This window comes from Curtobacterium sp. MCSS17_005 (assembly GCF_003234225.2).
GTDB classification, from domain to species: domain Bacteria; phylum Actinomycetota; class Actinomycetes; order Actinomycetales; family Microbacteriaceae; genus Curtobacterium; species Curtobacterium flaccumfaciens.
Window position 1 is genome coordinate 2,143,161 of the sequence record NZ_CP126258.1, and the last position, 13,499, is coordinate 2,156,659.

The 13,499-nt window shown below is 69.4% G+C and carries 15 protein-coding genes, 1 tRNA gene and 1 pseudogene; 4 read left to right on the top strand and 13 right to left on the bottom strand.

What is annotated here, in order from left to right; translation table 11 throughout:
* Positions 1-5: 5 nt before the first annotated feature.
* From DEJ20_RS10310 to polA, 5 genes are all read right to left on the bottom strand, one after another.
* On the bottom strand, positions 6-1,049 hold the full coding sequence (locus DEJ20_RS10310) for a BPSS1187 family protein (RefSeq protein WP_111235020.1): 1,044 nt from the start codon (positions 1,047-1,049) through the stop codon (positions 6-8).
* Complete coding sequence (gene coaE, locus DEJ20_RS10315; RefSeq protein WP_111235021.1) at positions 1,046-1,648, bottom strand: dephospho-CoA kinase; 603 nt, start codon at positions 1,646-1,648, stop codon at positions 1,046-1,048. Before coaE ends, DEJ20_RS10310 begins: the two co-directional genes overlap by 4 nt.
* A gap of 92 nt (positions 1,649-1,740) precedes the next feature.
* On the bottom strand, positions 1,741-3,216 hold the full coding sequence (gene rpsA / locus DEJ20_RS10320; protein WP_071403741.1) for a 30S ribosomal protein S1: 1,476 nt from the start codon (positions 3,214-3,216) through the stop codon (positions 1,741-1,743).
* A 158-nt stretch (positions 3,217-3,374) separates the two neighbouring features.
* A complete protein-coding gene (locus tag DEJ20_RS10325; RefSeq protein WP_111235022.1) occupies positions 3,375-5,054 on the bottom strand; it encodes a DUF885 domain-containing protein in 1,680 nt (559 codons plus the stop codon).
* Between the two features lie 50 nt (positions 5,055-5,104).
* Positions 5,105-7,747: a DNA polymerase I gene (gene polA / locus DEJ20_RS10330; RefSeq protein ID WP_258377129.1), complete on the bottom strand. Its 2,643-nt coding sequence runs from the start codon at positions 7,745-7,747 to the stop codon at positions 5,105-5,107.
* A gap of 128 nt (positions 7,748-7,875) precedes the next feature.
* On the opposite strand from polA, the gene DEJ20_RS10335 reads away from it, so the two are divergent.
* On the top strand, positions 7,876-8,244 hold the full coding sequence (locus DEJ20_RS10335; protein ID WP_051596794.1) for a PaaI family thioesterase: 369 nt from the start codon (positions 7,876-7,878) through the stop codon (positions 8,242-8,244).
* A 32-nt stretch (positions 8,245-8,276) separates the two neighbouring features.
* Here DEJ20_RS10335 and DEJ20_RS10340 read toward each other — a convergent pair whose 3' ends face one another.
* The 5 genes and pseudogenes from DEJ20_RS10340 to DEJ20_RS10360 all read right to left on the bottom strand — a co-directional run.
* Positions 8,277-8,747: a GNAT family N-acetyltransferase gene (locus DEJ20_RS10340; protein ID WP_111235024.1), complete on the bottom strand. Its 471-nt coding sequence runs from the start codon at positions 8,745-8,747 to the stop codon at positions 8,277-8,279.
* Positions 8,748-8,856: 109 nt separating this feature from the next.
* Positions 8,857-9,462 (bottom strand): ANTAR domain-containing response regulator, encoded by a 606-nt coding sequence (locus tag DEJ20_RS10345; RefSeq protein WP_017887240.1) that lies wholly within the window; start codon positions 9,460-9,462, stop codon positions 8,857-8,859.
* A gap of 129 nt (positions 9,463-9,591) precedes the next feature.
* Positions 9,592-9,673, bottom strand: a tRNA-Leu gene (locus tag DEJ20_RS10350).
* Between the two features lie 55 nt (positions 9,674-9,728).
* Positions 9,729-10,898: a helix-turn-helix domain-containing protein gene (locus tag DEJ20_RS10355; RefSeq protein WP_146245396.1), complete on the bottom strand. Its 1,170-nt coding sequence runs from the start codon at positions 10,896-10,898 to the stop codon at positions 9,729-9,731.
* Positions 10,899-10,950: 52 nt separating this feature from the next.
* Positions 10,951-11,115, bottom strand: a pseudogene (locus tag DEJ20_RS10360) (DUF779 domain-containing protein); the annotation flags it as partial.
* A 133-nt stretch (positions 11,116-11,248) separates the two neighbouring features.
* On the opposite strand from DEJ20_RS10360, the gene DEJ20_RS10365 reads away from it, so the two are divergent.
* Positions 11,249-11,560 carry a hypothetical protein gene (locus tag DEJ20_RS10365; RefSeq protein WP_146245397.1) on the top strand — a complete coding sequence of 104 codons (312 nt, stop codon included), beginning with the start codon at positions 11,249-11,251 and terminating at the stop codon, positions 11,558-11,560.
* Between the two features lie 3 nt (positions 11,561-11,563).
* On the opposite strand, the gene DEJ20_RS10370 is transcribed toward DEJ20_RS10365, so the two are convergent.
* Entirely contained in the window at positions 11,564-11,779 is a 216-nt protein-coding gene (locus DEJ20_RS10370) for a helix-turn-helix domain-containing protein (protein ID WP_111235026.1), read from the bottom strand.
* Between the two features lie 156 nt (positions 11,780-11,935).
* On the opposite strand from DEJ20_RS10370, the gene DEJ20_RS10375 reads away from it, so the two are divergent.
* A complete protein-coding gene (locus DEJ20_RS10375) occupies positions 11,936-12,157 on the top strand; it encodes a hypothetical protein (protein ID WP_258377130.1) in 222 nt (73 codons plus the stop codon).
* Positions 12,158-12,349: 192 nt separating this feature from the next.
* On the opposite strand, the gene DEJ20_RS18095 is transcribed toward DEJ20_RS10375, so the two are convergent.
* Positions 12,350-12,706, bottom strand: coding sequence for a helix-turn-helix domain-containing protein (locus DEJ20_RS18095; RefSeq protein ID WP_349815005.1), 357 nt, complete (start codon positions 12,704-12,706; stop codon positions 12,350-12,352).
* 166 nt (positions 12,707-12,872) lie between these two features.
* Between DEJ20_RS18095 and DEJ20_RS10380 the strand changes: the two genes are divergently transcribed.
* Positions 12,873-13,169 carry a hypothetical protein gene (locus tag DEJ20_RS10380; protein ID WP_111235160.1) on the top strand — a complete coding sequence of 99 codons (297 nt, stop codon included), beginning with the start codon at positions 12,873-12,875 and terminating at the stop codon, positions 13,167-13,169.
* Between the two features lie 6 nt (positions 13,170-13,175).
* Here the strand turns inward: DEJ20_RS10380 and DEJ20_RS10385 are convergent, their stop codons facing one another.
* Positions 13,176-13,349: a hypothetical protein gene (locus DEJ20_RS10385; RefSeq protein WP_181431511.1), complete on the bottom strand. Its 174-nt coding sequence runs from the start codon at positions 13,347-13,349 to the stop codon at positions 13,176-13,178.
* Between the last annotated feature and the right edge of the window lie 150 nt (positions 13,350-13,499).

Below are 13,499 nucleotides of genomic sequence, written 5' to 3' on the forward strand. Positions count from 1 at the left end.
CGACGCTATGAGCGGTCAGAGGGAACAGCGGGATCTGTGGAGAACCGGTGCAGCATCCACTGCCACAGCGGGAGCATCCGGGGGACGCCGTCACGGGTGAGCGGCGTCGAGTCCTTGATGATCAGGGAGTGCGCCTTGCCCTCGCCGCCGAGGTCGGTGAGGATCGCGTGCGGGTCCGCTCCGGCGAGTGGCGGTGCGGTGTCCGTCTCGAACGGTCCGGACACACCGCTCAACCCGAGGACGTCCCACGAACCGGTGATGCGGGGGCCGAACGTGTCACGGACGTCGTCGATGGCGTACATCCGGTCCACCGGTGTCCGGCCCGGGCGGTCCATCCACGCTGCGTGTGCCGGCCCGCGGGACTCCACGGGTGACGAGAACATCAGCGCGCCGTGGACACTGCGGATGTGGGCGATGTACGCCGCCTCTCCGCCGCCCTGCGAGTGCCCGGCCACGACGATGTCGTTCCAGACGATGCGGTCGTCGCCCTGGACGAACCGCCCCCAACCGCCGTCGGGGTCGTGGTCGTCGAGGTACGCGACGGCGTCCCGGAAGCGCGAGACGATCGACCCGGCCGGACTCACCGCACTGAACGCCGAGGGCCGCGTGCCGTCGAAGCGGTTCCGCTGCACCATGCCGTAGCAGCGTGCGTCGGCCTCACACGTGCCGGACAGGGTGCGGCCCAGGTTCCAGTAGTCGAGTCCGAGCACGTGGTACCCGTCGGCCAGGGCGGCTCCGAGGAACCGCTGGTACTCCGCGGGACGGGATCGGGTCGCCGGCAGGAACAGCAGGAGCGGACCGTCGGCCGAGGTGCGCGCGGCGAAGTCGTCCCGGTTCGGCGTGAGCCGCTCACCGTTCACCGTTCCGAGCCGGAACCGGTGGAACTCCCCCTCGGGCCCGTGTTCGTCACCCGACGGCCGTTCGTGCACCGCGACCCGGCCGTTGTCCGCCACACGCTGGGCACCGAGGACGTTCGCGGCGACGAGCGAGGCGGCCCCGATCGCCACGAGGACGATCGCGGCGAGGACGAGCAGCAGGCGGTGGCTCATGGAGTGATCCGCGCCCACACCTCGTCAGCGGAGCGGATCGTCTGCTCGAGCGTCCCTGTGGCGTCGACGACGTGGTCGGCGAGGGCGAGACGGTCGGCGTCGCTCGCCTGGGCGGCGACGCGACGCTCGGCCTCGTCACGGGGCATCCCGCGGTGCTCGACGAGCCGCTCGATGCGCTGCGCCGCAGGGGCGTCGACCACCACGACTGCGTCGAACCGGAGCGGACGCGAGCCGCGAGCCTCGGCGAGCAACGGCACGTCGTAGACCACCACGGCGTCGGGTTCGGCGGCCTCGGCGGCGTCGAACGCCTGCTGCGCGAGCCGCCAGACCTCGGGGTGCGTGATGGCTTCGAGGTCCTTCCGCGCCGCGGGGTCCGCGAACACGACCGACCCGAGCGCCGGCCGGTCGAGGGAACCGTCGGCGGCGATCACCGACGGACCGAACCGCTCGGTGACCTGCGCCAGGCCCGGGCTGCCCGGTGCCACGGCGTCCCGCGCCAGTCGATCTGCGTCGACGACGACGGCCCCGTGCTCGGCCCAGCGCCGGGAGACGGTCGACTTGCCCGCGGCGATGCCGCCCGTGAGTCCGATGATGTGCACGGCAACAGGGTAACGACCCCGATGCCCGGAAACGCCGGAAGCCCGGCACCCTGTCAGGGGTGCCGGGCTTCCGGTCGGGACGAACCGCTCGATCAGTTGTTGGTCGAGCTGAGCTTCTCGCGGAGTGCAGCGAGCGACGCGTCGTCGGCCAGGGGGCTCGCGCCACCCGTCTCGCCGGCGAACGACGAGGTCGACGACGACGAGGAAGCCGTGGCCGGGAGGTCGAAGCCACCCTGCGCCTCGTCGGCGATGGTCTTCGCGACCTGCGCCTTGTGGGCTTCCCAACGCCCCTGGGCGGCCGCGTACTGGCCCTCCCACTCGGTGCGCTGCGTGTCGTAGCCCTCGAGCCACTCGTTGGTCTCCGGGTCGAAGCCCTCGGGGTACTTGTAGTCACCCTTGTCGTCGTACTCGGTCGGCATGCCGTAGAGCGCCGGGTCGAACTCGTCGCTCTCCGGGTCGACGCCCTCGTTCGCCTGCTTGAGGCTGAGCGAGATGCGGCGACGGTCGAGGTCGATGTCGATGATCTTGACGAAGACCTCGTCGTTGACCGAGACGACCTGCTCGGCGAGCTCGACGTGCTTGTTCGAGAGCTCCGAGATGTGCACGAGGCCCTCGATGCCGTCGGCAACGCGGACGAAGGCACCGAACGGGACGAGCTTCGTGACCTTGCCCGGTGCGATCTGACCGATCGCGTGGGTGCGGGCGAAGACCTGCCACGGGTCCTCCTGCGTCGCCTTGAGCGAGAGCGACACGCGCTCGCGGTCCAGGTCGACCTCGAGGATCTCGACGGTGACTTCCTGACCGACCTCGACGACCTCGCTGGCGTGCTCGATGTGCTTCCAGCTGAGCTCGGAGACGTGGACGAGACCGTCGACGCCGCCGAGGTCCACGAACGCACCGAAGTTGACGATCGAGGACACGATGCCCTTGCGGACCTGGCCCTTGTGGAGGTTGTTGAGGAACGTCGTCCGGGACTCGGACTGCGTCTGCTCGAGGAGCGCACGGCGCGACAGGACCACGTTGTTGCGGTTCTTGTCGAGCTCGAGGATCTTGGCCTCGATCTCCTGGCCGAGGTACGGCGTGAGGTCGCGGACACGACGGAGCTCGATGAGCGAGGCGGGGAGGAAGCCACGGAGGCCGATGTCGACGATGAGACCGCCCTTGACGACCTCGATGACCGTCCCGGTCACGACGCCGTCGGACTCCTTGATCTTCTCGACGTCGCCCCACGCACGCTCGTACTGCGCGCGCTTCTTCGACAGGATGAGGCGGCCTTCCTTGTCCTCCTTCTGGAGAACCAGGGCCTCGACCTCGTCGCCGACCTCGACGACCTCGTTGGGGTCGACGTCGTGCTTGATCGAGAGCTCGCGCGAGGGGATGACGCCCTCGGTCTTGTAACCGACGTCGAGGAGGACCTCGTCGCGGTCGATCTTCACGACGGTGCCGGAGATGAGATCACCGTCGTTGAAGAACTTCAGGGTCTTCTCGACCTCGGCCAGGAAGTCATCAGCCGAACCGATGTCGTTGATGGCGACCTGCTTAGGAGCCTTGGTCGTAGTGGTTGTCATGTAGAGATTGCTCCGAACGGACATGAGTCGGGCCATGGCGTGCGGGGGCTCGGCCCCCGTGGTGCACCGCCGTGGCGATTGATTGAGTGGCGCGGATTGCGCCGCACAAGTCTAACCGCACCGGCGGAGGCCCCACAACCGGGCGTGTCGACGGCGCGTCACCCGACCAGGGCGGTCCGCAGGGTGTCGAGGCCGATGCTGCCGAGGGAGAGCGCACGGTGGTGGAACGCCTTCAGGTCGAAGGCGGCTCCCTCGCGGACGGCGACCTCGTCGCGGATGGACTCCCAGACGCGCTGACCCACCTTGTACGAGGGCGCCTGCCCCGGCCACCCGAAGTACCGGGCGACCTCGAACCGGACGAACGCGGGGTCCATGTTCACGTTCTGCCCCATGAAGTCGAGCGCGTACTCCCACGTCCAGCCGCCGCCGTCGGGGTTCGTCTTCTGCAGGTGCACGCCGATGTCGAGCACGACGCGGGCCGCACGCATGCGCTGCCCGTCGAGCATGCCGAGCCGGTCGCCGTCGTCGTCGAGGAACCCGAGCTGTTCCATCAGCCGCTCGGCGTACAGCGCCCAGCCCTCGACGTGCCCGGAGGACCCGGACAACTGCCGGCGCCACGTGTTCAGCTCGCCGCGGTTGTAGACGCCCTGGCTGATCTGCAGGTGGTGTCCGGGGACGCCCTCGTGGTAGACCGTGGTCTTCTCGCGCCAGGTGCCGAACTCGGTGACGCCCTCGGGCACGGACCACCACATGCGGCCGGCACGGGAGAAGTCGTCGGAGGGGCCGCTGTAGTAGATGCCGCCCTCCTGCGTGGGGGCGATCCGGCACTCCAGGCGACGGATCGGGTCCGGGATGTCGAAGTAGGTGCCGGCCATCGCGGCGATCGACGCGTCGCTCGTCTCCTGCATCCACCGCTGCAGGGCGTCGGTGCCGTGCAGGATCCGGGACGGGTCGGTGTCGAGCACCTCGATCGCACGGGCGACACTCGCGCCGGACTCGATGCGGTCGGCGATGCGCTCCTGCTCGTCCCGCATGCGCGCGAGTTCCTCGAGGCCCCACTCGTACGTCTCGTCGAGGTCGACGACCGCACCGAGGAACCGGCGCGAGTGCAACTCGTATGCTTCGCGGCCGACGGCGTCCACGGGGGTGGCGAGCGGCAGCAGCTCGTGCTCCAGGAACTGCCCGAGCGAGCGGTACGCGGCCGAGGCGACCTGGGCCCCGCGGGTGAGCTCGGCGCGGAGGGTGTCCGGCACCGGCGAACCGTCGTCGAACGCTGCACCTTCGGCGAGGCGGGCGAAGAAGCCGTCCTCGGCGCCGTTCCGGGCTGCCTGCTCGGCGACCAGGGCGACCTGGCGCTTGGCCGGGGTGACGTCCTCGCGGGTGCCCTCGAGCAGGGTCTCGCGGATGCCCTCGAGGGCGTCGGGCAGCGCGTGCAGTCGGCTCGCGATGTCCTGCCAGTCGCCCTCGGTCGCGGTCGGCATCAGGTCGATGATCTCGCGGACCGACTGCGCCGGGCTCGCGATGACGTTGAGGTCACGGAGGTGCAGCTTGCGCTCGTACGACTCCTGCACCAGGTCCAGCTCGGCGCCGAGGTCGGCCTTCGTCACCTGGTCCACCGAGTCGACGGCGGGAGCGGCGTCGAGCGCACGCTTCGCACCGCGCGCGGCCTCGGCCATCGCGGCGGCGCCGGCGGGCGAGGTGTCGCCGTACTCCCCCGTGCGCCCCGGGACGCCGATGTACGTGGCGGTCGTCGGGTCGAGGTCGACGAGGGTGGTGACCCAGTCCTCGGCGACGCGGTCGACGGCGGACGGCTGGCGGACAGGACGCTCTTCGCTCATGCCCCGACCCTACCGACCCGCGGGTCGGCGGGACTCCCGGTCCACCCGGGTCAGTGGGCGGCGCTCTCCCAGTTCGGTCCCACACCGACCGAAACGTCGAGCGGGACGCTCAGCTCGGCGGCGCTGCCCATCCGGGTGCGGAGGATCTCCTCGACACGCTCCTGCTCACCGGGCGCGACCTCGAGGATGAGCTCGTCGTGCACCTGGAGCAGCAGGTGCGACTGCAGCTCGCCTTCGCGCAGGTCGTCGGCGACCCCGAGCATCGCGATCTTGATGATGTCGGCGGCCGAACCCTGGATCGGGGCGTTCAGCGCGGCGCGTTCGGCGTTCTCGCGCAGGACCCGGTTCGGGCTCTTCAGGTCGGGGAACGGGCGGCGGCGTCCGAAGATCGTCTCGGTGTAGCCGTCCTCGCGCGCCTGCTCGACGACGTTGCGCAGGTAGTCGCGCACCGCGCCGAAGCGGGCGAAGTACTCGGTCATCAGGGTCCGGGCCTCGGACTGCTCGATGCGCAGCTGCTTCGACAGACCGAAGGCACTCAACCCGTAGGCCAGGCCGTAGGACATCGCCTTGACCTTGGTGCGCATCTCGTTGGAGACCTCGGACGGATCGACGCCGAACACCCGGGCGCCGACGAAGCGGTGCAGGTCCTCGCCCTCGTTGAAGGCCTGGATGAGCCCCGGGTCGCCGGAGAGGTGCGCCATGATGCGCATCTCGATCTGCGAGTAGTCGGCGGTGACGAGCGTCGTGTACGGCTCAGCGACCGCGAACGCCGACCGGATCCGGCGACCGACGGCCGTCTTCACCGGGATGTTCTGCAGGTTCGGGTCGGTCGACGAGACCCGGCCGGTGCTCGTACCGGTCTGCTCGTAGCGGGTGTGGATGCGCCCGTCGACCACGGCGGCGTCGAGTGTGTCGACGATCTGCCGGAGCTTCGTGGCGTCGCGGTGCTGCAGCAGGAGCCCGAGGAACGGGTGCGGGTGCTGTTCCTGCAGGTCGGTCAGGCTCGCGGCGTCGGTCGAGAACCCGGTCTTGGTCTTGCGGGTCTTCGGCATCGCGAGCTCGGTGAACAGGACCTCCTGCAGCTGCTTCGGCGACCCGAGGTTGACCTCGTGCCCGATCTCGGCGAAGGCCTGCTGCGCGAGTTCGGCGGCGCGCTCCCCCAGTTCCTTCGACAGGCCGGTGAGCACCGGGCGGTCGATGCCGACGCCGATGGTCTCCATGCCGGCCAGCACCGACACGAGCGGCAGCTCGATGTCGTCGAGGACCTGCAGCGAGGACGCGTCGATCCGGGCGCGCAGGGCCGTGGTGACGCGGAGCACGAACCACGCGTGCACCCCGACGTTGACCGGGTCGGTCTCGGGGACCAGCTGGTTCGGGTCGGCCGTCGGCAGTTCTTCGCCGAGCTCCTGGTAGACGAGGTCGGACAGCGGCTGTCCCTGCTTGCCGGGCTGCGCGAGCCACCCCATGATCCGTGCGTCGCCAGCGATGCCGTTCACGACGAAGCCGGCGGTGCCGAGGGCCTTGATGGCGGCCTTGGCGTCGTGGAAGTGCTTCGGGGCGTCGGAGGCGAACCAGGCCGAGAGCTGCTCGTAGTCCTTCGCGCCGCTGCCGCCCGGTACCAGCACGGCGTCGTCGTGGGTCGCGATGCCGATGGCGCTGAGGCGTCCGTCGATGACCTCGACCGCGACGCCGTAGCCGTTCGCCGCCTCGGTCGCGTTGCGGCGCTCGAGCCAGTAGCCGAGCTCTTCGTCGATCAGGGTCTTGACGGGCGGCGGGGTCGGCGCGCCGTCCGTGACGGTGCCCTCGGCCGCGGGCTCGGCAGGGTCGCCCGACCCGGCGACCTTGAAGACGCGGTCGAGCAGCGTGCGGAACTGCAGCTTGGCGAAGAGCTCGCGCACCGCGGTCTCGTCGACCGGGCGGAGTGCGACGTCGGCGGGACCGACGGGCAGCTCGACGTCGGTGACCAGGCGGTTGAGCCGGCGGTTCCGGATCGCCCGGTCCTGCTGCTCGCGCAGGTTGTTGCCGACGACACCCTTGATCTCGTCGGCGTGCTCGAGGACGCCGTCGAGCGACCCGTACTGGGTCACCCACTTGACCGCGGTCTTCTCGCCGACCTTGTCGATGCCGATCAGGTTGTCGCTGGTCTCGCCGACCAGGGCCGCGATGTCCGGGTACTGGTGGGGCTCGATGCCGTACCGCTCGTAGACCTTGTCGCGGTCGTAGCGTGTGAGTTCGGAGACACCGCGGACCGACGGGTAGAGCAGCGTGACGTCGTCGTTGACGAGCTGGATCGAGTCGCGGTCACCGGAGACCACGTAGACCGTGAAGCCCTGGTCGGCACCCTGCTTGGAGAGGGTCGCGAGGATGTCGTCGGCCTCGTAGTCCTCTTTCGTGACGGTGGTGATGCCCATCGCCTCGAGCGCCTGCTGGAGGAGCGGGATCTGCCCCTTGAACTCAGCCGGGGTCTCCGAGCGGGTGCCCTTGTACTCGGCGTACTCACGCGTGCGGAACGAGAACCGGGAGATGTCGAACGCCACCGCCAGGTGGGTGGGCTTCTCGCGCTGCAGGAGCATCAGCAGCATCGAGATGAAGCCGTGGATCGCGTTGGTGTGCTGCCCCTCGCGGTTCACGAAGCTGTCGACCGGCAGCGCGTAGAAGGCCCGGAAGGCGAGCGAGTGGCCGTCGATGACCATGAGGGTAGGCTTTGCGGAGTCCGACACCCGGACAGCCTACCGACGCCCGCTGACACGGAAGGTCGACGCAGACCGTGACCGACGACACCACATCGACCACGATCGATCCCCGCCTCGACGAACGCGGCATGGGTGAGCTGGCCGAGAAGATGGGCATGGTCATCACCGAGCTCTCGGCTGAGCGGGCGGTCGGTTCGATCCCCGTCGAGGGCAACCGCCAGCCGGTCGGCCTGCTGCACGGCGGCGCCTACGTCGTCCTCGCGGAGAGCCTCGGTTCGATGGCCGCGAACGTGCACGCCGGGCCCGGCCGCTACGCCGTCGGCATCGAGCTCAGCGCCTCGCACTCCCGCAGCGCCACGAGCGGCATCGTCACCGGTACGTGCACCGCCATCCACCTGGGCGGCACCCTCACCACCCACGAGATCGTCCTGACCGACGACCAGGGTCGCCGGTGCTCCACCGTCCGGATCACGAACATGATCCGCGAGCGTCGCTGACCGACGGACCGACGGATCGACGGACCGACGACTCAGTCCTCCGGCGGCCGCTGCAGCAACAGGCGGGCGTCGCCGAACCCGAGCCTCCGGTAGAGCCGCTCGCCGTCCACGCTCGAGTGCACCGACGTCCGCTCCACGCCGAGTTCGTCGGCGACCTGGAGCAGGGCCGTGACGAGCCGTCCGGCGACGCCGGAACCACGCAGCTCCGGGTGCACGTAGACCGTCTGCAGCTCAGCGGCGAACCGATCACGGTCGACGTGCGGCGCCGGCGGTCGCGGGTGGACCGCCAGCCACGCCATGCCGAGCACCACACCGTCCCGCTCGGCGACCACGCACCGGTGCGACTCCCGGTGACGGGCGGCGAAGTCCGTCATCGCCCTGCGGTAATCCTCCGGCGTCTGCACCGGCGAGCGGCCGTCCTCGTCGACGCTCCACCGCCACCGCAGGTCCGCCACCGCCGGCATGTCGTCAGGCCGGGAGGCCCGGATCACCACGTCGTCCATGGCTCCAGCCTGCCAGGTGGTCGCGGAACACGCCCCACCCCCGGACGCAGGAACGCCGCCGACCCCAAGGGGTCCGGCGGCGTTCCGTGAGCGACGGTGGTGCGCTGGACTACTTCTTGGCGCTGAGCTGCTCGATGATCGCCTTCGCGACGTCGTGCATGGTCAGGCGGCGGTCCATCGAGGCCTTCTGGATCCAGCGGAACGCCTCGGGCTCGGTGAGGCCCATCTTCTCGTTCAGCAGGCCCTTGGCGCGGTCGACGAGCTTGCGGGTCTCGAAGCGCTCGACGAGGTCGGCGACCTCGGCCTCGAGCGTGATGATCTGCTGGTACCGCGAGAGGGCGATCTCGATCGCGGGGAGCAGGTCGTTCGGGGTGAAGGGCTTGACCACGTAGGCCAGCGCGCCGGCCTCGGTGGCACGCTCGACGAGGTCCTTCTGGCTGAACGCGGTCAGCAGGACGACGGGCGCGATGTGGTTCTTGGACAGCTTCTCGGCTGCGGAGATGCCGTCGAGCTGGGGCATCTTGACGTCCATCACGACGAGGTCGGGGCGGAGGTCGGTCGCGAGCTGGACGGCGGTCTCACCGTCACCGGCTTCACCGACCACGTCGAACCCGTTGTCGCGGAGGATCTCCACGATGTCGAGGCGGATGAGCGACTCGTCCTCGGCGACGACGACGCGACGGGGTGCTGGTGCTGTTGCTTCTGTGTCACTCACGGACGAAAGCCTACTAGACGTCGGAAGTGCCGTATCCCAGACCACGCAGATCGATCAGACGGATGAGCAGCTTGGTACGAGTGGCGGGACGCGGGTCCGGAACAGCCCCGCTCGCCGTGAGCGACTTCGTACGAGTGGCGGGACTTGAACCCGCACGCCGTGAGGCAGAGCATTTTGAGTGCCCCGTGTCTGCCGATTCCACCACACTCGCGAGGAGGCCAACACTACCAGCCCGACCCGCGCCTCCCGGCCCGTCGTCGACCGTCTCAGGAGCCCTCGAGCGCCTCGATCGCCGCCACGAGACCGGCCCGTCGCGGCGACCGCCGCGGCAGCACCGCGAGCAGCGCGCGGAGCACGAGCGCGTCGGTCGCACCGTCCGGGGTGCGCGCCCACGCGAGCAGGGCGTCGACGCCGCCGTCGGCGACGACCGACTCGCGGAACCGCAGCCGCACCAGGTCACGGACCGCGTCGACGCCGGGTGCGGCGGAGCCCGGCAGGACCGGTCCCGCGTACCGGTCGACGGCCTGGAGGCGCGCCCCGCGTTCGAGCGCGGACAGCACGCCGTCGACGTCGGTCCGGACCCCGGTCACCCGGTACGGCCGCGACGTCACGGTCACGTCCGGCGCGTGCTGCGCGAGGACCCGCCGGAGCCGGACGATCTCGGCGCGCAGGGTGACGACCGCGCCCGGGTCGCCGTAGACGGCGGCGGCGAGGTCGGTCGCTGCGAGGCCGGCGGGGTGCGCGGCGAGCACGACGAGCAGTTCCGAGTGCCGGGCGGACAGCTCGACCCGGCGGTCGGCGATCCGGAGCACGGCGGTGTCGGTCCCGAGCACGGTCAGCTCGGCCGACGGTACGCGGGGTGTCCGTGCCCGGGGGCGGACCGCGGCGAGGGCGAGCTGGGCCTCGGCTGCGGCGACCGTGGCGGCGAGCAGCGACAGCGTGTGCCGCTCGACGGCGCGGTCGTCGCCCGTCAGGTCGAGCACCCCGACGGTGGCACCGCTCACGTCGTGCACCGGGACGGCCGTGCACGAGAACGGCTTGACGGCGTTCGCGTAGTGCTCGTCGGAGCGGATCTGCACCGGACGGTCCAGGCGCAGTGCCGTGCCGGGCGCGCTGGTGCCGACGCGGTCCTCCGCCCAGTCGGCCCCGGGGACGAAGCCCATGTCCTCGGCGGCGCGACGCGTGGAGCGGGCGCCGTCGACCCAGACGAGACGGCCCGCGGCGTCCGCGACGGCGACGACGCACCCGGCCGAGCGGGAGTCGTCGAGCAGCAGCCGGCGGACCACCGGCAGCAGGGTGGCGAGGGGGCCGTCGTGCCGGACGGCGTCGAGTTCGTCGTCGCCGAGGGCGAGGACCGGGGCGGCGTCGGGGTCGACCCGGGCGGACCGCTGCCACGATGCGGCGACGAGCGGGCGGAGCCGACCGGGTGCGCGCATGCGTCCTCCGATCGACCCCACCCGCCGCTCCGTCGCGACGCGTGCGGTCAGCCTACGTCCGGGCCACCCGCGGGACCATGCCGAGATCGGCGAGCTCGGCGTCGTCGAACATCCGCGACCGGGTGAGGAACCGTTTGCCTTCCGGGACCTCGACCGAGAACCCGCCGCCCCGACCGTCGACGACGTCGATCGTCAGGTGCGTGTACTTCCAGTACTCGGCGGCGGCTGTTGTCTCTCGGTGTACTTGGTTGCGCCGCCCGGTTTGGTGCGGATGCGCTCCGAGCCGAGGGTTGTGCAGTGAGGGCGCTTCGGGTTCCTCTTGCGGACTCGCTGCGGACTAGGGTTCCGCCATGAATAACCGTCAAGCTGCGCTGATCGCGGCGACTTCCCGCGGCACCAACGACCAGGGGCTAGACCTGCAGGTCCGAATCTTCGAGTTCTGGCTAGACGAGCAGGAGCGCGCACACGAAGCTCGAAAGCATCCTCGGAGCATCGGATGGGTGACGAGCGCGATAGAAGCAGTGCAGGACCTGGAACGCACCGCCGGCGAGCCGATGACGGAGTTGCGATCGAAGGAGAACGACCCGGTGGCCGTGCTCGCTGGTGGCGACACCTACCAGTTCACCCAGGGACGGTGGTGGTCACGCGGACCTCTCGGCTGAGCCTCACCGGTTGCGCTTGCGGCCCAGGGAACGGGCCGACTGCTTCCACGGATCCCGTGGCTGCTGAGTCCAGGCTTTGACCTCGGAGGGCCAGAAGCGGTGCTGGTTGCCGTTGCGGAAGGACGGGAACAGGGGATCCTTCCCCAGTTCCCGCGCCTTCCACTCGGAGATCTGCAGCCACGCAGCGAGCTCGGTGACCGTCAACGCTTGCTCGTCCATGCGGCGCAACCTACGTGACCGTTCAATCACCGTTGCGCACGTCTAAGAGGACGGGTGTGTCTTTGACCCTGAAACTGCCCATAATCCGTCAGATCCAGCGGTAATACGCCAAATTTGACTATGGCGTTACGGTCCCGCTCCGAGGACCATGGACACATGCACGAGCTCGAGCCATCCTGCACCGATCGGCTCGCCTACTCGATCCCCAACTTTGCGAACGCTGTCGACCTGTCGGTTGACACGATCCGCAAAGCGATCGACAACGGCGATCTGATCCCGTCCTACCCCACCAAGGCAGGTAGGAAGCCGATCATCACGCAGGAAGAAGGACTGCGATGGCTGCGGGCGCTGTCGCAGGAGTCACCTCGGTACCGCTGAACTAGCGCGTGCCTGCCGGGCGTAAGTACATCGCCCGTGGCTCGCCTCGTTCCGACCATCCGGCGATCCGGTATTCCAGGGGGTTGCCGGGCAGCGTCAGCCGGACGTCGCCGTTAGCGTCCAGCGAGGGGCAGTAGCGCAGCGGTTGCGGGTCGAGTCGCGCACCGTTCACGTAGATCGTGGTTCGCATTGTCAACACCCTGCACTGGCCGCGCCAGCAGCGGTTTCAGTTGGGGTTTCCCCGTGTCGATGGGTGTACACGGCGCTGAACCGTCCGAGGTGGAGGAAACCCCATCGGCGGGCCGCAGTAGGGATGTCGACGTTCTCCGTGCTCAGCTCTCGACGAACTGCATCGAGTCGGTGGTTCAGAATGAACGTAGTGGAAGAGTTCCGCGTTTGCGTCTCGAGGAACGTTCGGAGCTCGCTAAGGCTGAAGCCGGCTGCTGCGAGCGATGCCGCCGACACCCGGCTTGCTGGGGTCAGGTCGATTCGTGCGTGCAAACGGCTTAGCGCTGCGGACGGATCGGGGGTCATGGGCGGATCCTTCATCGCGTTGAGGATGCTGCGGCCCGGGACGGCGACCACTGCGAACGCTAGAACCTCGCCGGGTTAAGCGGAACCCCTTGACAACGCTCGCGGAAGCCGCGGTGATGCGCAGCGAGCACAGTCCCGGTTGGAAGGCTGCGTGTCGGAGGCATCGCGCAAGATCTGCCGCATGCCCGAGCACAAGTGGGCTCCCCCGGAGCACCCCGACGTCACGTTGGACGAGCCGTATGGGCTAGGGCCGGAGCACATCGAAGGGCCGGGAGAACGGCTCGCGACACCACGCCCGGTGTACGTGTGGATCCGTTACCAGCACGCAGGGCTGCTGCGGCTGAAGGGTTTCGCGATCGCTCACACGCCGGTCGCGGCTCTTGTGCAGGTGACTTGGCAGGGCCGGCTGCAGCAGGTCTGGTGCTGGCGTGCGGCAGTCAAGAACCGGACGCTGAAGGACCGGTCTCGCCGCCGCTGAAGTTGTCTAGCTGCTCACTCGCTTCGGCACCGTCTTTTTGTTCCAGTGTCCCGGCTTCCACTCGCCCGTCAGCTCGAAGTGGACTCGTGTCTTGTAGTGGTCGTTGAGGGCGCTCAGCACTGCCGCTTGCACGACCCAGTAGGTGATGAAGATGCCGAGGACGAAAAGGACGATTCCCATACGGGGAGTTTGGCTGCCCTGCCGTCGTTCCGCGCCTCCCAGTTCGGGAGGCGCTCGACGAGGCAGAGAGGGCTTGAACCTCCGCGGCCTTCCGGTCCTGCGTCAGCTCCCAGACAGACTTCTTCGCATCCAGGCACGTGCGCTGGCAAT

What these genes read in the sequence shown, in the direction of transcription:
- DEJ20_RS10310 (WP_111235020.1), bottom strand. Translation starts at nt 1,049, where the DNA reads ATGAGCCACCGCCTGCTGCTCGTCCTCGCCGCGATCGTCCTCGTGGCG.
- rpsA (WP_071403741.1), bottom strand. Translation starts at nt 3,216, where the DNA reads ATGACAACCACTACGACCAAGGCTCCTAAGCAGGTCGCCATCAACGAC.
- DEJ20_RS10325 (WP_111235022.1), bottom strand. Translation starts at nt 5,054, where the DNA reads ATGAGCGAAGAGCGTCCTGTCCGCCAGCCGTCCGCCGTCGACCGCGTC.
- polA (WP_258377129.1), bottom strand. Translation starts at nt 7,747, where the DNA reads ATGGTCATCGACGGCCACTCGCTCGCCTTCCGGGCCTTCTACGCGCTG.
- DEJ20_RS10335 (WP_051596794.1), top strand. Translation starts at nt 7,876, where the DNA reads ATGGGTGAGCTGGCCGAGAAGATGGGCATGGTCATCACCGAGCTCTCG.
- DEJ20_RS10340 (WP_111235024.1), bottom strand. Translation starts at nt 8,747, where the DNA reads ATGGACGACGTGGTGATCCGGGCCTCCCGGCCTGACGACATGCCGGCG.
- DEJ20_RS10355 (WP_146245396.1), bottom strand. Translation starts at nt 10,898, where the DNA reads ATGCGCGCACCCGGTCGGCTCCGCCCGCTCGTCGCCGCATCGTGGCAG.
- DEJ20_RS10365 (WP_146245397.1), top strand. Translation starts at nt 11,249, where the DNA reads ATGAATAACCGTCAAGCTGCGCTGATCGCGGCGACTTCCCGCGGCACC.
- DEJ20_RS10370 (WP_111235026.1), bottom strand. Translation starts at nt 11,779, where the DNA reads ATGGACGAGCAAGCGTTGACGGTCACCGAGCTCGCTGCGTGGCTGCAG.
- DEJ20_RS10375 (WP_258377130.1), top strand. Translation starts at nt 11,936, where the DNA reads ATGCACGAGCTCGAGCCATCCTGCACCGATCGGCTCGCCTACTCGATC.
- DEJ20_RS18095 (WP_349815005.1), bottom strand. Translation starts at nt 12,706, where the DNA reads ATGAAGGATCCGCCCATGACCCCCGATCCGTCCGCAGCGCTAAGCCGT.
- DEJ20_RS10380 (WP_111235160.1), top strand. Translation starts at nt 12,873, where the DNA reads ATGCCCGAGCACAAGTGGGCTCCCCCGGAGCACCCCGACGTCACGTTG.
- DEJ20_RS10385 (WP_181431511.1), bottom strand. Translation starts at nt 13,349, where the DNA reads ATGGGAATCGTCCTTTTCGTCCTCGGCATCTTCATCACCTACTGGGTC.